The following is an 18,445-nucleotide window of genomic DNA, read 5'->3' on the forward strand; positions in this document are numbered from 1 at the left end:
CGGGTCCGCCATGGCCACCTGGTTCGACGAGTCGCGACTCGACGACGACGCCGTCCTCGAGGTCGGTGACGGCCGGCTCCGTGCGCTCGCGGAGGCCGGCGCCCGGGTGCGCCGGGCGGCCGACGACGCTGCCGGCGCGACCGCGGAGGCGGTCCGCCGCGCCGAGGAGCTCGACCGTCCCCGCGCGGTCGTGGCCGCCGGTCCGGACTCCCGCCTGCTCCGTGCCGTGCTCGAGCCGTGGTGCCCGGTGCCGTTCGTGGCCTGGCCCGCGCCGGCGCTGCCCGGGTGGGCCGGGAGCCTCGACCTGGTGGTCGTGCTCGCGCCCGACGGCGTCGACACCGGCAGCGCGTCGGCAGTGGCCGAGGCGGTGCGCCGCGGCTGCCAGGTCGTGGTGGCCTGTCCGCCCGGGTCGCTGGTCGCCGAGCACGCGGCCGGACGCTGGAGCACGATCCTGCCCTCGGCGACCCGTGACCAGCTCGCCACCGCGGTGGTCGTCCTGGAGTACCTGCACCGCGTCTCGCTCGGGCCGGACGCCGACGCGGACCAGGTCGCCGACGCCCTGGACCAGGTCGCGATCGCCTGCTCCCCTCATCGCGACCTCGCGGTGAACCCCGCCAAGATGCTGGCCATCGCGCTCGCGGACGCCAACCCGCTGGTCTGGGGCGGCTCGGTGCTCGCTGCGCGGGCCGCGCGACGGGTCGCGGAGTCGGTCCGGCGGGCCAGCGGCCAGACCGCGCTCGCCGGTGACGCCGAGCACCTGCTGCCGGTGCTCGAGGCCGCCCGCCCGCGCGACGTCTTCGACGACCCCTTCGCCGAGGGGGACAGCGAGCGGCGCCCGATCCTGCTGGTGCTCGACGACGGTGCCGAGGACCCCGTCGTGCGTGAGCAGCGGGGCCGGCTGCAGGCCGCGGCCGCTGCGCGGGGCATCCGCGTCGAGACGGTCACCACCGACGCGCCGACCGAGGTGGCCCGCTACGCCTCGCTGCTGCTCAGCGGGACGTACGCCGCCGAGTACCTCCGCATCGGCCTCGTCGAGGACTGATCGGGCGCCCGGCCGACGGCTGAGGCGCCGGTCACCCGCGGGACTGAACCCCCGGGTGCCTGGGTATCCGGACAGGGTGCCTGCCTCTGCCCGTGACCCCCTGTTCGACAACGCCAAGATGGCGCTGGTCACGCTGGTCGTCGTCGGTCACTCGTGGACGCTGCTGCCCCACAACGCCGTCGACGACCACTTCTACGACTTCCTCTACGCCTGGCACGTGCCGGCGTTCGTCCTCGTCACCGGCTACCTCTCCCAGCGCTTCGCGTGGACCCGCGTGCGGATGTGGCAGCTGTTCCGCACGGTCGTCGTCCCGTACCTGATCTTCGAGACCGTGCTCGCGCTGTTCCGCATCTACGTGGGTGGTGAGCAGCTCGCCGACCTGTTCCGCGATCCGCACTGGCCGATGTGGTACCTCTCGGCGCTCTTCTTCTGGCGGCTGCTCACGCCGGTCTTCCGGCCGCTGCCGGCCGGCTTGCTGGTCGCGGTCGTCGTCAGCCTCGTGGCCGGCATGTACGCCGGCGACACCCTCGACGTCGCCCGGGTCCTGGGCCTGCTGCCGTTCTTCGTGATGGGACTCAAGGCGACGCCCGAGCGGTTGGAGCTCCTCCGCCGCCGCCCCGCCCAGGTGGCCGCGGTCCTGGTCATGCTCGGCATCTTCGTGATGACCACGTGGACCGACTCGTGGGCGAGCACCGAGTGGCTCTACTACCGGTCGCGCTACGACGAGATGGGCTACGCCGACGACCTGCACGCCCTGCTCACCCGGGCGCTCGTCCTGGCCGTCGGGACCCTCGGTGCCTGGGCGTTCCTCGCCCTGGTCCCGCGGGTGGGTGGCTGGTTCACCCGGATGGGCGCCTTCACGCTGGTGGTCTACCTCTTCCACGGGTTCGCGGTGAAGGGCGCCGAGTACGCCGGCTACCCGGGGTGGACCGAGCACCACGCCGCGGTCGCCCTCGCGATCACGACGCTCGCCGCCGTGGGCCTGGCCCTGCTGCTGGCCTGGGAGCCGGTGGCCTCGAGGCTGCAGGACCTGGTCGACCCGCTCGGGTTCGCCGAGCGGCACGTACGCCACGCCGTCGAGCTCACCGCGGCCAAGGACCTGGTGCAGCCCGAGGTCCAGGCCGAGGTCGAGACGGTCACCGCGGGGGAGCCCGCCGTCCGCTGAGGCCGCCCGGATAGTCTCCCGGACATGGCTGGAGGGCTGTTCGCGCTGCTGGACGACGTGGCGGTGCTGGCCAAGATGGCCGCGGCCTCCCTGGACGACGTCGGCGCCGCCACCGGTCGGGCGACCGCCAAGGCCGCGGGCGTCGTGGTCGACGACACCGCCGTCACGCCGCAGTACGTCCACGGCGTCACCGCCGACCGCGAGCTCCCGATGATCCGCAAGATCGCGGTCGGGTCGATCCGCAACAAGCTGTTGATCATCCTCCCGGTGGCGCTGCTGCTCAGCCAGTTCCTGCCCGGCCTGCTGACGCCGATCCTCATGCTCGGCGGGTCCTACCTGTGCTTCGAGGGCGCGGAGAAGGTGTGGCACGCGGTCCGCGGCGGCGAGCACCACGACCACACCGCGGCCGAGGACGGCCCGGACGCCGAGCGCTCGATGGTCTCCGGGGCGATCCGCACCGACCTGATCCTCTCGGCCGAGATCATGGTGATCGCGCTCAACGAGGTCGCGCACGAGCCGTTCGTGAGCCGCCTGCTGATCCTGCTGGTCGTCGCGCTGGTCATCACCGCGGCCGTGTACGGCGTGGTCGCGGTCATCGTGAAGCTCGACGACATCGGCCTCTCGCTGGCGCAGCGCTCGTCGTCACTGTCGCAGAAGGTCGGCCGGGCGCTGGTCGTCGGGACTCCGCGCCTGCTCTCGGTCATCTCGGTGGTCGGCGTCGCGGCCATGCTGTGGGTCGGCGGACACATCGTGCTCAACGGGATCGACGAGCTCGGCTGGCACGCGCCGTACGACCTGGTGCACGACTGGGAGGCGGCCGTCCACCACGGCGTGCCGGGCTGGCTGGTCAACACGGCGTGCTCGCTGGTCTTCGGCCTGGCCCTCGGAGCGGTGCTGGTCGCCCTGGTGGCGGGAGCGACGAGGGTGCGTCGAGGATTTATCGGAAAGTCCTAGCGGGTCCTACGCTCGAGTCCCAAGGATCTTCCGCACCCCGGACCAGGAGCACACATGGACTTCAAGGTCGCCGACCTCTCCCTGGCCGACTTCGGCCGCACCGAGATCGAGCTCGCCGAGCACGAGATGCCCGGCCTGATGGCGATGCGCGAGCGCTACGGCGCCGAGAAGCCGCTCGCCGGCGCCCGGATCGCCGGGTCGCTGCACATGACGATCCAGACCGCCGTCCTCATCGAGACCCTGGTGGAGCTCGGCGCCGAGGTGCGCTGGGCCTCCTGCAACATCTTCTCGACCCAGGACCACGCCGCCGCCGCCGTCGCGGTCGGCCCGCACGGCACCGTCGACGACCCGCAGGGCGTCCCGGTCTTCGCGTGGAAGGGCGAGACGCTGGAGGAGTACTGGTGGTGCACCCGCCAGATCCTCGACTGGGGCACCGACGACGAGCCGGGCCGCCAGCCGAACATGATCCTCGACGACGGCGGGGACGCGACCCTGCTGGTGCACCTCGGCGTCCAGGCCGAGAAGACCGGCACCGCACCCGACCCGGCGACCGCCACCAGCCACGAGCAGAAGGTCATCTTCGACGTGCTCGTCGAGCAGCTCGCGGCGAACGCCGACTACTGGACGCCCAAGGCCAACGCCATCCAGGGCGTGACCGAGGAGACCACCACCGGCGTCCACCGTCTCTACGAGATGATGCGCGAGGGCTCGCTGCTCTTCCCCGCCATCAACGTCAACGACTCGGTCACCAAGTCCAAGTTCGACAACAAGTACGGCTGCCGCCACTCGCTGGTCGACGGCATCAACCGCGCCACCGACGTCCTCATCGGCGGCAAGGTCGCGGTCGTCTGCGGCTACGGCGACGTCGGCAAGGGCTGCGCGGAGTCGCTGCGCGGCCAGGGTGCTCGCGTCATCGTCACCGAGATCGACCCGATCTGCGCGCTGCAGGCGGCGATGGACGGCTACCAGGTCGCCACCCTCGACGACGTGCTCGACGTCGCCGACATCATCATCACCGCGACGGGCAACAAGGACGTCGTCACCGTCGACCAGATGACGAAGATGAAGCACCAGGCGATCGTCGGCAACATCGGCCACTTCGACAACGAGATCGACATGGCCGGCCTGGAGTCCTACGAGGGCGTCGTCCGCAAGAACGTCAAGCCGCAGGTGGACAAGTGGACCTTCCCCGACGGCAAGGCGATCATCGTCCTGTCCGAGGGCCGACTGATGAACCTCGGCAACGCGACCGGCCACCCGTCGTTCGTCATGTCGAACTCCTTCACCAACCAGGTGCTCGCGCAGGTGGAGCTCTTCACCAAGCCCGAGGAGTACCCGGTCGGCGTCTACGTGCTCCCCAAGCACCTCGACGAGGAGGTCGCCCGGCTGCACCTCGACGCACTCGGCGTGCGGCTGACCACCCTGACCGACAGCCAGGCGTCGTACCTCGGCATCGACAAGGCGGGCCCGTACAAGCCGGAGCAGTACCGCTACTGAGCTGCCCGGCCCGAGCTTGCTCGGGCCGGTTCCAGCAGCCAGGTCGAGTAGCCGCGCGACCGAGGAACGAGGTCGCGACCGGCGTATCGAGACCGCGGCGAGCCGAACGCGGACGCCGAGGGTCTCGATACGCCCCGCTCGTTCCTCGCGGGGCTACTCGACCACCGAGCCGGGACATGCCGGTTTTCCCGCCTCTCTCAGGTTCGTCAACACCGGCTGAGGCACTATGGACCCCATGAGCGAAGCCGTCGGTGCCCCGTCGGGCCCACCCGTCGACCAGGCCGCCAAGGGGCGCATCCTGGTGGTCGACGACGACGCCTCGCTGGCGGAGATGCTCACGATCGTGCTGCGCCAGGAGGGCTTCGAGAGCCGGATGGTGACGCGGGGTGACCAGGCGCTCGGTGCGTTCCGCGAGTACCGTCCCGACCTGGTCCTGCTCGACCTGATGCTGCCCGGCCGCGACGGCATCGACGTCTGCAAGGAGATCCGCGCCGAGTCGGGCGTGCCGATCGTGATGCTCACCGCCAAGGGCGACACCGTCGACGTCGTCGTCGGTCTCGAGTCCGGCGCCGACGACTACGTCGTCAAGCCGTTCAAGCCCAAGGAGCTGGTCGCCCGGATCCGGGCCCGGATGCGGCGCTTCGACGCCCCGACCCCGGAGACCCTCGCGGTCGGCGACCTGACCATCGACGTCGCCGGGCACGGCGTCTACCGGGGCGGCGCCCCGATCAGCCTGACGCCGCTGGAGTTCGACCTGCTGGTCTGCCTGGCCCGCAAGCCGTGGCAGGTCTTCACCCGCGAGGTGCTCCTCGAGCAGGTGTGGGGCTACCGGCACGCCGCCGACACCCGCCTGGTCAACGTCCACGTGCAGCGGCTGCGCTCCAAGGTCGAGCACGACCCGGAGAACCCCGAGATCGTCGTGACGGTCCGGGGCGTGGGCTACAAGGCCGGGACCGCGTAGGCCCGTCATGCTGCACCTCCGCTCCCCGGCCGGGTCCCGGAAGCTCCCGGAGTCCGTCCGCCGGGGGCTCACGTTCTGGCGCCGGTCGATCCAGGCCCGCGTCGTCATCAGCACCGTGCTGCTGTCCGCGGCCGTCATCAGCGTGGTCGGCTGGCTGCTGGTCCAGCAGACCCGGGACGGGCTGCTCCAGCACCGCACCGACGCCGTCGTCGCCGAGGCGAACGACGAGACGACCGGCGCCCGGGAGCTGCTCGCCACCTCGGTCGACACGGGCAACGACCCGGTCCAGCAGCAACGGAGCCTGGCCGGCATCATCATCCAGCGCGGGGAGACCCGCGGCTTCTCGGTCGTCCTCGTGGGCCCGGCGCTGCCCGGTGGCCGGATCTCCGACGGCGGCGTGAACTTCACCCAGGGGCTGGACACCAGCAGCGTGCCGACGTCGCTCGAGGAGCACTTCGACAGCTCCTCGGAGACGGCGTGGACCTACACGACGATCCGCCGCACCACCACCGACGGCACCCCGGTCCAGGAGCCGGGGATCGTGGTCGGGTCCCAGGTGCTGCTGCCCGCCGACGGGCAGAGCTACACGCTCTACTACCTCTTCCCGCTCGACGAGCAGGAGGAGACGCTCGCCCTGGTCACCCGGGCACTGCTCACCGCCGCGGTCCTGCTCCTGGTGATGGTGGCGGGCGTCAGCTGGGTGGTGACCCGGCAGGTGGTCACGCCGATCCGGATGGCGCGCCGGGTCGCGGAGCGACTGGCGGCCGGTCAGCTCCAGGAGCGGCTCAAGGTCTCCGGCGAGGACGACCTGGCCCGCCTGGCGACCTCGTTCAACCAGATGGCGAGCAACCTGCAGCGCCAGATCCGCCAGCTCGAGGAGCTCAGTCGGGTGCAGCGCCGCTTCGTCTCCGACGTCTCCCACGAGCTGCGCACGCCGCTGACCACGGTCCGGATGGCCAGCGACGTGCTGCACGACGCCCGGTCCGAGTTCGACCCGGTGACCGCCCGGGCCGCCGAGCTGCTGCAGACCGAGCTCGACCGGTTCGAGACCCTCCTGGCCGACCTGTTGGAGATCAGCCGCTTCGACGCCGGGGCCGCGGTGCTCGAGCTGGACGACGTGAACCTCGTCGACGTCGCCCACCGGATCGTGGACGCGACCGGTCCGCTGGCGGCCCAACGCGGCGTCCAGGTGGTCGTGGACGCCCCCGACCAGCCGTGCCTCGCGCAGGCGGACGTCCGCCGGGTCGAGCGGATCGTGCGCAACCTGGTCACCAACGCCATCGACCACGCCGCCGCCGACCGGCCGGACCCGATCGTCGTGCACGTGGCCGGTGACGAGCAGGCGGCGGCGATCGCCGTGCGCGACCACGGGGTCGGCCTCGCGCCCGGCGAGGCGTCGATGGTGTTCAACCGCTTCTGGCGTGCCGACCCGGCACGGGCCCGGACGAGCGGCGGCACCGGGCTCGGCCTCTCCATCGCGTTGGAGGACACCCACCTGCACGGCGGCTGGCTGCAGGCGTGGGGCCGCCCCGGTGAGGGGGCACAGTTCCGCCTGACCCTGCCCCGTCGCGCGGGTGGCGTGCTGCGGCACAGCCCGCTCCCGCTCGTGCCGGGCGACGTCACGGAGCCGGTGTCGTGAGCCGCCGGACGACCCGCGACCGAGGTGTCGCCCTACCGTCGGCGGTGCTCCTCGTCCTCCTGGCGAGCCTGGTCCTGGCGGGTTGCGCCGGCATGCCGACGAGCGGGCCGGTCCACCAGATCGGGTCCAGCGCCGTCGCCACGTCGGACCAGGGACCGCCCAACTACGACCCGCTGCCGCCGCAGCAGGACGCGTCGCGCGCCGAGATCGTCCGCGGCTTCATCAACGCGATGGTCGCGATCCCGAGCCAGACCCGCACGGCCAAGCTCTTCCTCACCGACGACGCCGCCGAGCGGTGGAATCCGCAGCAGGAGACGATCACGTACGCCGAGCCGCCCACGCCGCGCGGGGTCGGCGGCGACGTCGTGGTCCGGCTCGTCGGGGCCGACCGGCTCGACGCTCGCGGCGCCTGGCAGGGCCCGCTGCCGGCGTCCCAGAGCACCGTCAGCTTCCCCATGGCGCTCGAGGACGGGCAGTGGCGCATCGAGCGGGCCCCGGACGCGCTGATCGTCCCGCAGGACTGGTACGCCAACCTGTTCCGCCAGGTGTCGGTCTACTTCTTCGACCCCACCGCCCAGATCCTGGTGCCCGAGCCCGTCTTCGTGCCCCGCGGCGAGCAGCTCGCCACGACGCTCACCCAGGCGCTCCTGCTGGGACCGGGCCCGGGGCTCGAGCACGTCACCCAGACGTTCGTGCCCCCGGGGCTCTCGGTCGCCGTCGGTGTGACCGTGTCCGACGACGGTGTCGCCGACGTCATCCTGGACGGTGACGCCGGCCGGCTCTCGGCCAAGACGGTGGAGCTGATGATGGCGCAGTTCGCCTGGACGTTGCGCCAGGAGCCGCAGGTGCAGAGCATCCGGCTGTCCATCGGCGGGGAGCCCGTGCCGTTGCCCGACGGCGTGAGCTCCTACCGCGTCGACGGCGGTGCCGAGTACGACCCGGCCGGCTTCCAGGCGAGCGCCCTGCTCTACGGCCTGAGCCGCGGCCGGCTCGTGGCCGGCACCCCCTCCGCGCTGGTGCCGGTGGGCGGCCCGCTCGGCCAGGCGTCCTACGGCCTGCGCTCGGTCGGGGTCAGCCTGGACGCGACGACCGCGGCCGGAGTGACCGCCCAGGGCAGGTCGGTGGTGGTGGCCCCGGTGGCCGCCGAGGGAGGCGCCGTCCGCACCGTCGCGAGCGGGACCGACCTGTTGCGACCGGCCTGGGACTTCTCCGACCGGATGTGGATGGTCGACCGGACCGCGAAGGGCGCCGTCGTCTCCTACGCGGACGACCACGGATCGGTCGCGCCCACGATCCTGCGGGTGCCGGGCATCACCGGTGCCCAGGTGCGGATGTTCCTGGTCTCGCGCGACGGGACCCGCCTGCTGGCCGTCGTGCGCCGGGCCGGCACCGACGTGCTCCTGGTCAGCCGGATCGAGCACGCGTCGAACGGTCGCGTGACCGGGGCGGTGCCGGCCGAGCGGATCCAGCTCGGCGACGACGTCACGCTCCCCATCCGCGACATCACCTGGCGCACCAGCGCCAGCATCGACGTGCTCAACGCGCTCACGCCGTCGCTCGCCGAGGTGGCACCGGCCTCGGTCGACGGCGCGCCGATGAACCCGGACACGGCCGCCACCGCCGTCGACGGGAGGGTGCTCTCCCTGGCCGGGTCACCGGTGCTGGGGGAGGACGTCTACGGCGTCACCCCGTCCGGTCTCGTGAACGTCACCCGGGGCGACCGCGGCCCGACGCCGTTCGCCCGGCCCACGCGGGCCGTCGTCTACGTCGGCTGATCCACGGCGCCGGTCCGGGGGGGCTTCCACAGGACGGACGCGGCCGCTTGCCCGTGCCGGTGGCTCCTGGTGGCATCGACCGCGTGAGTCGGGACCTCGTGGACGCGGCGCTCGACCTGCTCCTGGGTGGCTGCTGCGCGGGCTGCGGTCGCGCCGGCCGGGCGCTGTGCGAGGGGTGCGACGCGGCGCTGCCCACCCGCGCCCGGCCGGCGTGGCCCACGCCGGTCCCCTCCGGGCTCGCACCTCCGTGGGCCGCCGACGAGTACGCCGGGACGGTGCGCGCCCTCGTCCTCGCCCACAAGGAGCAGAGGGTCCTCTCCCTGCGCCGCCCGCTGGCCCGGCTGCTGGTGCTCGCCGTGGCCGCCGCGGTGCCGGTGGACGAGACGGTCGTCCTGGTGCCCGTCCCGTCGCGGCCGTCGACCGTGCGGGCCCGGGGCCACGACCCGACGGCCGCGGTCACCCGGAGCGCCGCCGGGATGCTGCGGGCGGCGGGGCTCGACGCGCTCGCCGTACCGCTGCTGCGGACCCGGCCCGGACTGCAGGACCAGTCCGGGCTCGGTGCCGAGGCGCGGGCGCGGAACCTCGACGGCTCGCTGCGCTGCCCCGCGCCGGCCCTGCGCCGGCTGGCCCGGCTGCGTCCGGCAGCCCGGCTCGTCGTCTGCGACGACGTCATCACGACCGGCGCGACCGCTCGTGAGGCCCAGCGCGCGCTCGAGGCGGTCGGCCTGCCGGTGGCCGCCGTGGCGGCCGTCGCGGCCACCCGCCGGACCCGGGCGCCCCGGGACGGCGGCAACCGGGCCGACGACGCCGGTGCCGAGGCGGGTGCGGGCCCCCTGCCCCTTTCGTCGTCAGGGCCCACGGACTAACGTCTATGCATGGAGTCCGTCCGGGTCCGTGGTTGCGTCGTCCAGGCGCCCGGGTCCCGGGCGAGTGGTCGGCAAGCCGATGCCAGTCGCAGGCGAAACGGTCCACGTAACCGTGCTCCGCTCACGCGGGGTGCGGGATCACGGTGCGGCTTAGTGGTAAGTCCTGCCCCGTCCTCGTCGTCAGATGCGACGCCGGCCGGGAGAAGGCCAGTAGTGGCAGAGAAGCTGCGAACGTCTCAGCAGGCGGTTGTGGGGTCGAAGACCAGGTCGGCCGGACGGACTCCTCTTCCTGTCGTCGGGGCGCTCAGAGCCCTCGGACGCAGGTAGCTGCCGAGACCAACTGTTGCAACGGGAGGTTCAGATGGAAGTTGTGGTCACCGGACGTCACTGCGAGCTGTCGGACAGGTTCCGCAGTCACGTGGAGGACAAGCTGTCGAGGTTGGAGAAGCACGACCACCGCATCATCCGGATGAACGTCGAGGTGGAGTGCGAGAAGAACCCGCGGCAGGCCGATCGAGCGGTGCGCCTGGAGCTGACGGCGCTCTCGAAGGGACCGGTGATCCGCGCCGAGGCGGTTGCCGCCGACAAGATGGGCGCCCTGGACCTCGCCGTCGACAAGATGGCCGCCCAGATGCGCCGCGCTGCCGACCGCCGGCGCGTGCACCGCGGCCGCCGGACGCCGGTCTCGGTCGGGCAGGCGCTCGCCGGGACGCCGGGCGAGGCCGTCGAGGGTGACCTCGACGACGACCAGGTGACCACGACCGACCGGTCCGTCGGGCCGGTCGGGATGACCGGTGACGGCCCGTTGGTGGTGCGCGAGAAGACCCACGTCGCGGACCCGATGACACTGGACCAGGCGCTCTACGAGATGGAGCTGGTCGGCCACGACTTCTACCTGTTCGTCGACAAGGAGAGCGAGCGCCCGTCGGTCGTCTACCGCCGCCGCGGCTGGGACTACGGCGTGATCTCGCTGGACCTGGGGGGCGAGGCCTGAGCGGCTGCCAGAGCGTCGCGACAGAGCTGGGGGTGGCCCGAACGGGCCACCCCTTCGCCGTTCCCACCCTCCGAGGCGACCCCCACGGGCCACCCGTTCGTGTCATGATGCCCCCGTGGCCGAGCAGAGGACCGACGCCGAGCGCGAGCCGATCCGCGTCCTGGTCGTCGACGACCAGGAGCTCTTCCGGCGGGGCCTGACGATGCTGCTGGCGGTCGAACCGGGCATCGACGTCGTCGGCGAGGCGGGGGACGGGGTCGAGGGCACCACGCTCGCGGCCACCACCGCACCCGACGTCGTCCTGCTCGACATCCGGATGCCCAAGCGGTCGGGGATCGAGGCGTGCCTGGCGATCAAGGAGGCCGTGCCGATCACCAAGATCATCATGCTGACGGTCTCCGACGAGGAGGCCGACCTCTACGAGGCGGTGAAGAGCGGGGCGTCCGGCTACCTGCTCAAGGACTCCTCGATCGAGGAGGTCGCCCAGGCCGTGCGGGTCGTTGCGGACGGCCAGTCGCTGATCAGCCCGTCGATGGCGGTCAAGCTGATCGACGAGTTCAAGCAGATGTCGCGTCCCGAGCGCGACCACGTCCCGGGCCTGCGGCTGACCGACCGCGAGCTCGAGGTGCTGCGGCTGGTGGCGCGCGGCATGAACAACCGGGAGATCGCCAAGGAGCTGTTCATCAGCGAGAACACGGTCAAGAACCACGTGCGCAACATCTTGGAGAAGCTGCAGCTGCACTCACGCATGGAGGCGGTCATGTACGCCGTCCGCGAGAAGCTGCTTGAGCTCCCCTAGGACTGACCGAGGAACGAGGTCAGTCCTAGGCCCAGGAGCCAGGTCGAGTAGGCGCGCGACCGAGGAACGAGGTCGCGACCGGCGTATCGAGACAGCGGCGAGCCGGGAAGCAGCATGAGGGCCGTCAGGGGTCTCGACGCGCGCTCAGGCGCAGAACGCCTTCGCTGCTCGACCACCGGAGGTCGTCTGCTGTCGGTCCCTCCGCCTAGGGTCACCTCGTGCCCGAGTCCCTGAGCCTCGCCCAGGCGCGCCGCGTCGCGCTCGCAGCCCAGGGCTTCCTGGACCGCCCGCACGAGCCGCCGACGATGCGCACCCTGCAGCGCACCGTCGAGCGGACCGGGGTGCTCCAGGTCGACTCGGTCAACGTCCTCCAGCGGGCGCACTTCATGCCGCTCTACTCCCGCATGGGGCCCTACGACGTCGAGCTGCTGCGCCGGGCGGCGGAGCGCCGCCCGCGGCGGCTGGTGGAGTACTGGGCGCACGTGCAGGCGTTCATGCCGGTCGAGCTGTGGCCGGTGATGCGACACCGGATGGCGTCGTACCGCGCCAAGCGCGGCAAGTGGGGGTTCGTCGCCGACGACCACGACCTCGAGCGCAACCTGCTGGCCGAGATCCGCGACCGAGGGGCGTCCACCGCGCGTGATCTGGACGACGGGCTGCCGCGGGCCAAGGACAACTGGGGCTGGAACTGGTCGGAGACGCGCAAGACGCTCGACTACCTGTACCTCACGGGCGAGGTGGCGATCGCCGGCCGCAACACCCAGTTCGAGATCCGCTACGACCTGCCCGAGCGGGTGCTGCCCGCCGAGGTGCTCGCCGCGCCCACGCCGCCGCTCGCGGACGCCCACCGCGAGCTGGTGCGGCGCGCCGCCCGCTCGCACGGCGTCGCGACCGTGCAGGACCTGCGCGACTACTACCGGATGTCGGTCGCGGACACCGCCACCGCGGTCGACGAGCTGGTCGAGGAGGGTGAGCTCCTGCCGGTCCGCGTCGAGGGCTGGCGCCGGCCCGCCTACCTCCACCGCGACGCCCGGCTGCCGCGCCGGCTCCACGCCCGCGCGCTGCTGAGCCCGTTCGACCCGGTCGTGTGGGAGCGGGCGCGCACCGAGGCCCTGTTCGACTTCCACTACCGCATCGAGATCTACGTCCCGGCCGACAAGCGGGTGCACGGCTACTACGTGCTGCCCTTCCTGCTCGGCGACCGGATCGCCGCGCGGGTCGACCTCAAGGCGGACCGTCAGCACGACGCCGGGGCCGGCCGCCTGGTGGTGAAGGCGGCGTACGCCGAGCCCGGCGCCCCCGCCGAGACCGCCGACGAGCTCGCGACCGAGCTGCGCCGGCTCGCCGACTGGCTCGGCCTGGCGACGGTCACGGTCGAGCCGCGGGGCGACCTGGCGCCGGTGCTGCGTCCATGAGCGCCTCGAGCGCACGGACGCCGTCGCCGACCGCGTCGGTCGCCCGGACCGCCGCCCCCAGGCGGCCCGCCGCCGCCCGGTAGGAGGGCTCCTCCACCAGGCTGCGCAGCGCCTCGTGGAGCCTGTCGACGGGCGCCCGCCGGGGCACCACCCGTCCGGCCCCTGCAGCCTCGATGCTGCGCCCCACGAACCGGTGGTCGGCCTTGCCGTCGAGCGGGACGACGAGCAGCGGGAGGTCGTGGGCCAGGCCGGCCATCGTCGAGCCGTGTCCGCCGTGGGTGACCAGGACCGAGGCTCCGGGCAGCGTCTCGTGGTGCGGGAGCCACCGGTGCACCTCGACGCCGGGTCGCGCCCGGATGGCCGCCGGGTCGACCAACGGCCCGGTCGAGACGAGGACCCGGGCGGGCAGTCCCTCGGTGGCGTCGACCAGGCGCTGGAGGACCGGCGTCATGCCCGGGTAGCCGAAGGTGCTCAGGCCCAGCACGACGGTCGGCTCGCGCTCCACGGCGGGCGACCAGGTGGCCAGCGGCCCGACCTGCCGCAGGTTCGGGACCGCGGGCGCGGGGTCCAGCTCGGGGAGGGTCATCAGGAGCCGCAGGCCGGCGGCGTCGAGGGCCAGCTGGGGCCGCAGCCGGCGCACGCGCAGGTTCAGTCCCATCGGTCCGCCGAGGATGCCGGACCGGTACGCCGCCGCGTACATGTGCTCGAGCACGGCGTACCGGACCCCGGCGCGGCGGGCGGCGTCCATCGCGCCGAACATGAACGAGTCCACGACGACGAGGTCGGTCGGCCGCTCGGCGACCGCCTCGAGGAGGTCGTGCCCCAGACCGGTGTCGGCGAACACGCTGAGCATCCGCAGCGGGTGGTAGTCCCGGGAGCGGTCGAACGACCTGGCGTGCTGGGGCGGCACCCACTCGAAGCCCTCGGCGCGCAGCTGTGCGGCCTGGGTGGCGTGACCCAGGAACCGGACGGAGTGCCCACGCCGCACGAGCTCGTGGGCGAGGGCCGTGGCCGGCGGCAGGTTGCCACCGCCGTCCCAGGTGACGAACAGGATGCGGGACATGAGGACCTCCGGGTCAGCGGGCGTGGGGGAGGAGGGCCCGGACCAACGAGGTCATCCGCGCCTCGGTGTCGGCCCGGCTGAGACCGCGGTCGCGGCGCAGCTGCTTCCAGGTGTAGACGTCGGTGGCGACGCCGAGCAGATCCACGAGGGCCTCGTGCGCCTCAGGATCGTCGGGCAGGTACGGCGCGAACGCCTCACCCACCCAGGTGCGGTGCAGGGCGCGACCCTCGGCGGTGATCGTGCGGATCATCTCGTCGGTCCGCTCCTGGGCCAGCTTCAGTACGACGCCGTCGCCGCGACGCTCGTAGTGGTCGACCACCGTGCGGACGGCGGCGTCGACATCGCCGACCGGGGTCCGGCGCTCCTCGGTGACGTCCGCGACCGCGTGGTCGCGGGCGGCCTCGAAGAGCCCGGCCCGGCTGCCGAAGCGGCGCAGGACCGTCTGGACGCTGACCCCGGCCTCGGTCGCGACGTCCTCCAGCGAGATGTCGGCCAGCAACGCGGTGTCGGCGAGGGAGACCGCGGCGTCGAGGATGCGCACCCGGGTGCGCTCGGCAGACTCGGCGCGAGCGGTCATCGTGTAGCGGCGGGTGGTTTTCATGAGAGTCCCAGTTGACACCGAATGATGGTTCGTGTCAACGGTGATGCACATGAAATTGCTGGTCCGCGCTCGCGGTTAGGGCCGGCTTCACCGGCTCGGTAGAGTGGCGGGCGCCTACGACTTCAGGGAGTCCGACTCACGTGCCTGCCATTCTCGACAAGATCCTCCGCATCGGCGAGGGCAAGATCATTCGCCGGCTCGAGGCCGTCGCGCAGGCGGTCAACGCCATCGAGGACGACTTCGTCGCCATGAGCGATGCCGAGCTCCAGGGCATGACCGCCGAGCTGAGGGAGCGGCTCGCCGGCGGCGAGTCGCTCGACGCGCTGATGCCCGAGGCGTTCGCGACCGTGCGCGAGGCCGCGAAGCGGGTCATCGGCCAGCGCCACTTCGACGTGCAGGTGATGGGCGGTGCCGCGCTGCACCTCGGCAACATCGCCGAGATGAAGACCGGTGAGGGCAAGACCCTGGTCTCCACGCTGCCGGCGTACCTCAACGCCCTCGAGGGCAAGGGCGTCCACGTCGTCACCGTCAACGACTACCTCGCCAAGTTCCAGTCCGAGATGATGGGCCGGATCCACCACTTCCTCGGGCTCGAGGTCGGCGTGATCCTCCCCGAGATGACCCCGGCCGAGCGCCGCGCGGCGTACGCGTGCGACATCACCTACGGCACCAACAACGAGCTCGGCTTCGACTACCTGCGCGACAACATGGCCGGCTCGATCGAGGAGTGCGTCCAGCGCGGCCACCACTACGCGATCGTCGACGAGGTCGACTCGATCCTCATCGACGAGGCGCGCACCCCGCTGATCATCAGCGGCCCCACCCAGGACGAGGTCCACTGGTACGACGAGTTCGCGAAGATCTCGCGCCGGCTCGAGCGCGACGTCGACTACGAGGTCGACGAGAAGAAGCGGACGATCTCGGTGCTCGAGCCCGGCATCACCAAGGTGGAGGACCACCTCGGGATCGACAACCTCTACGACTCGGTCAACACGCCGCTGATCTCCTTCATGCACAACTCGATCAAGGCCAAGGAGCTGTTCCACCACGACAAGGAGTACGTGGTGATGAACGGCGAGGTGCTCATCGTCGACGAGCACACCGGCCGCATGCTGGCCGGCCGCCGCTACAACGACGGCCTGCACCAGGCGATCGAGGCCAAGGAGGGCGTCGAGGTCCGCGAGGAGTACCAGACCCTCGCCACCATCACGCTGCAGAACTACTTCCGCATGTACGACAAGCTCTCGGGCATGACCGGCACGGCGATGACCGAGGCGTCGGAGTTCGACAAGATCTACAAGCTCGGCGTGGTGCCGATCCCCACCAACAAGCCGATGGCCCGCGTCGACCAGCCCGACCTGGTCTACCGCACCGAGGAGGCCAAGTACGACGCGGTGGTCCAGGACATCGCCGAGCGGCACGAGAAGGGCCAGCCGGTCCTGGTCGGCACCGTGTCGGTCGAGAAGTCCGAGCACCTCTCCGGCAAGCTGACCAAGCGCGGCATCCCGCACACGGTCCTGAACGCCAAGCGGCACGCCGACGAGGCGAAGATCGTCGCGCTGGCCGGCCACAAGGGCGCGGTCACCGTCGCGACCAACATGGCCGGTCGAGGCACCGACATCATGCTCGGCGGCTCGGTCGAGTTCCTCGCCGACCTCGAGCTGCGCAAGAAGGGCCTCGAGCCCGCGGGCGAGACCGCCGAGCAGTACGAGTCGGAGTGGCCGGCGACCGTCGAGCGGATCAAGACCCAGGTGGGCAACGAGCACGACGAGGTCCGTGCGGCCGGCGGCCTCTACGTCGTCGGCACCGAGCGGCACGAGTCGCGCCGCATCGACAACCAGCTGCGCGGCCGCTCCGGACGCCAGGGCGACCCGGGCGAGTCCCGCTTCTACCTGTCGCTGCAGGACGAGCTGATGCGGCTGTTCAAGTCCGACTGGGTCGACCGCGTGCTCCAGGTGCTGAAGATCCCGGACGACGTCCCGATCGAGAACAAGCGGGTCACCAACGCGATCGCCAGCGCCCAGGGACAGGTCGAGTCGCAGAACTTCGACTCCCGCAAGAACGTCCTCAAGTACGACGACGTGATGGACCGCCAGCGCAAGGTGATCTACGCCGAGCGGCGCGAGGTCCTCGAGGGCAAGGACCTGCAGGAGCAGATCCGCGGCTTCCTCGACGACACCGTGCGCGGCTACGTCGAGGGTGCGACCGAGGAGTTCCCCGAGCTGTGGGACCTCGACGCCCTGTGGACGGCGCTGCGCCAGATCTACCCGGTCGGCGTGGACTGGAAGGTCCTGGAGAAGGAGGCCGGCGGCCGCGACGGGCTCGACCGCGCGGAGCTGGTCGAGGTCCTGCAGAAGGACGCCCACGAGGCCTACGAGCGCCGCGAGGCCGAGATCGGCTCGGAGGTGATGCGCGAGCTCGAGCGTCGCGTCGTCTTGTCGGTGCTCGACCGCAAGTGGCGCGAGCACCTCTACGAGATGGACTACCTGCGCGAGGGCATCTACCTGCGTGCGTACTCCCAGCGCGACCCGCTGGTGGAGTACCAGCGCGAGGGCTTCGACATGTTCACGGCGATGATGGACGGCATCAAGGAGGAGTCGGTCGGCTTCCTGTTCAACCTCGACGTGCAGGTCGAGGCCGAGGAGGAGGTCGTCGAGGAGCCGCAGGTCGTCGAGCCGATGCGTCAGCCCGTCCCCGACGCCGGTGCCTCGCGCGAGGCGCCGCAGATCCGGGCCAAGGGGCTGGAGCGGCCGAACCAGCCGCGCGGTCTCGCCTACTCCGCGCCCAGCGAGGACGGCGAGGCCGAGGTGCGTGGTGCGGTCGCGATCGAGGACGACGAGTACGCCGGCGTCGGCCGCAACCAGAAGTGCCCCTGCGGCTCGGGCAAGAAGTTCAAGCAGTGCCACGGCCGCCCGGGCGGGCCGACGGGGCTGACCGCGCGGGTCAGCTAGGTGGACCGTCGTCCGTCGCTGGTCGAGTGCCGCCGAGGGACGAGGCGGTGTATCGAGACCAGGTGCGCCGACGGACGGCGGTGACCGCAGCGGTCACTGCTGTCGGTCGACCCACCGGGTCTCGATACTCGCCGTCGCGACCTCCTGCGTCGGTCGCGGGCGCACTCGACCTGCCTGAGCGACGCTGCTCAAGCAAACTCCAGGGCGGTGCAGCGCCAGCGCTGGTCGGGGAGGTGGACGAAGCGGGCGGCGACCGCACGGGAGCGGTCGCCGTAGCGGACGTGCGCGCTGACCTCGACCAGGTCGTGGTCCAGGAAGCAGGTGTGCACCCCGACCACCCGTGGCCGGACCGGCTGGACGCGTCCGTGGCCGGGTTGGTGCCGACCGGCCCGGGCGACCAGCTGTGCGCGCCGGTCGAGGTCCTCGTAGACCTCCCGGGAGCTCCACCGCAGCAGCTGGGTGACCGGCCGGTCGCCGCCGACGATCTCGACCGCGGCCTGCACGTAGCGGCCCGCCCACTGCTCGAGCCCGCGGCGCAGCGGAGCGTCGATCGAGATCACGTCCGCCACCGGGCGTCGCGCCCCGGGCCGGGGTGGGTCCGGTCGCTCGTAGCGGGGCTGCAGGTCCAGCGCCAGCGTGCCCTGCACGCTCGCGAGCGGGGTGGCCGGCGACGGCATCCGCAGGACGTTGTCGTTGCCGTCGTGCCGGGTTCGCTGGTGCATC

At 72.0% G+C, this 18,445-nt stretch carries 15 protein-coding genes; 12 read left to right on the forward strand and 3 right to left on the reverse strand.

The features are described from left to right. Positions 1-10: 10 nt before the first annotated feature. The 11 genes from ACILRH_RS12755 to ACILRH_RS12805 all read left to right on the forward strand — a co-directional run bounded on the left by ACILRH_RS12755 (position 11) and on the right by ACILRH_RS12805 (position 13,107). Positions 11-1,042, forward strand: coding sequence for an SIS domain-containing protein (locus tag ACILRH_RS12755; protein WP_395693824.1), 1,032 nt, complete (start codon positions 11-13; stop codon positions 1,040-1,042). A gap of 76 nt (positions 1,043-1,118) precedes the next feature. Beyond that, positions 1,119-2,207, forward strand: a complete 1,089-nt coding sequence (locus tag ACILRH_RS12760; protein ID WP_395693826.1) for an acyltransferase family protein — start codon at positions 1,119-1,121, stop codon at positions 2,205-2,207. A gap of 24 nt (positions 2,208-2,231) precedes the next feature. Continuing rightward, positions 2,232-3,161 (forward strand): DUF808 domain-containing protein, encoded by a 930-nt coding sequence (locus ACILRH_RS12765; RefSeq protein WP_395693828.1) that lies wholly within the window; start codon positions 2,232-2,234, stop codon positions 3,159-3,161. Positions 3,162-3,215: 54 nt separating this feature from the next. Continuing rightward, positions 3,216-4,658 carry an adenosylhomocysteinase gene (ahcY, locus tag ACILRH_RS12770; RefSeq protein ID WP_395693829.1) on the forward strand — a complete coding sequence of 481 codons (1,443 nt, stop codon included), beginning with the start codon at positions 3,216-3,218 and terminating at the stop codon, positions 4,656-4,658. 235 nt (positions 4,659-4,893) lie between these two features. Continuing rightward, complete coding sequence (gene mtrA / locus ACILRH_RS12775) at positions 4,894-5,619, forward strand: MtrAB system response regulator MtrA (protein WP_395693833.1); 726 nt, start codon at positions 4,894-4,896, stop codon at positions 5,617-5,619. Positions 5,620-5,626: 7 nt separating this feature from the next. Continuing rightward, complete coding sequence (mtrB, locus tag ACILRH_RS12780) at positions 5,627-7,258, forward strand: MtrAB system histidine kinase MtrB (RefSeq protein WP_395693834.1); 1,632 nt, start codon at positions 5,627-5,629, stop codon at positions 7,256-7,258. 44 nt (positions 7,259-7,302) lie between these two features. Continuing rightward, positions 7,303-9,033, forward strand: coding sequence for an LpqB family beta-propeller domain-containing protein (locus ACILRH_RS12785; protein ID WP_395693836.1), 1,731 nt, complete (start codon positions 7,303-7,305; stop codon positions 9,031-9,033). A gap of 83 nt (positions 9,034-9,116) precedes the next feature. Beyond that, positions 9,117-9,899, forward strand: a complete 783-nt coding sequence (locus tag ACILRH_RS12790; RefSeq protein WP_395693838.1) for a ComF family protein — start codon at positions 9,117-9,119, stop codon at positions 9,897-9,899. Positions 9,900-10,260: 361 nt separating this feature from the next. Next, positions 10,261-10,893: a ribosome hibernation-promoting factor, HPF/YfiA family gene (gene hpf, locus ACILRH_RS12795; RefSeq protein WP_395693840.1), complete on the forward strand. Its 633-nt coding sequence runs from the start codon at positions 10,261-10,263 to the stop codon at positions 10,891-10,893. Positions 10,894-11,008: 115 nt separating this feature from the next. Beyond that, positions 11,009-11,692, forward strand: a complete 684-nt coding sequence (locus tag ACILRH_RS12800) for a response regulator (protein WP_395693842.1) — start codon at positions 11,009-11,011, stop codon at positions 11,690-11,692. Positions 11,693-11,910: 218 nt separating this feature from the next. After that, on the forward strand, positions 11,911-13,107 hold the full coding sequence (locus ACILRH_RS12805) for a winged helix-turn-helix domain-containing protein (RefSeq protein ID WP_395693843.1): 1,197 nt from the start codon (positions 11,911-11,913) through the stop codon (positions 13,105-13,107). Here ACILRH_RS12805 and ACILRH_RS12810 read toward each other — a convergent pair. Both ACILRH_RS12810 and ACILRH_RS12815 read right to left on the reverse strand, forming a co-directional pair. Further along, positions 13,061-14,170: a glycosyltransferase gene (locus ACILRH_RS12810; protein WP_395693845.1), complete on the reverse strand. Its 1,110-nt coding sequence runs from the start codon at positions 14,168-14,170 to the stop codon at positions 13,061-13,063. The genes ACILRH_RS12805 and ACILRH_RS12810 overlap by 47 nt on opposite strands. A 13-nt stretch (positions 14,171-14,183) precedes the next feature. Beyond that, the gene (locus tag ACILRH_RS12815) at positions 14,184-14,771 is read right to left on the reverse strand and encodes a TetR/AcrR family transcriptional regulator (protein WP_395693847.1); all 588 of its coding nucleotides are present in this window, start codon (positions 14,769-14,771) and stop codon (positions 14,184-14,186) included. 140 nt (positions 14,772-14,911) lie between these two features. On the opposite strand from ACILRH_RS12815, the gene secA reads away from it, so the two are divergent. Further along, on the forward strand, positions 14,912-17,722 hold the full coding sequence (secA, locus tag ACILRH_RS12820) for a preprotein translocase subunit SecA (RefSeq protein ID WP_395693849.1): 2,811 nt from the start codon (positions 14,912-14,914) through the stop codon (positions 17,720-17,722). 188 nt (positions 17,723-17,910) lie between these two features. On the opposite strand, the gene ACILRH_RS12825 is transcribed toward secA, so the two are convergent. Continuing rightward, positions 17,911-18,444 (reverse strand): Rv3235 family protein, encoded by a 534-nt coding sequence (locus ACILRH_RS12825; protein WP_395693851.1) that lies wholly within the window; start codon positions 18,442-18,444, stop codon positions 17,911-17,913. Position 18,445: the final 1 nt, after the last annotated feature.

The organism is Nocardioides sp. (assembly GCF_044226765.1).
GTDB lineage: Bacteria > Actinomycetota > Actinomycetes > Propionibacteriales > Nocardioidaceae > Nocardioides.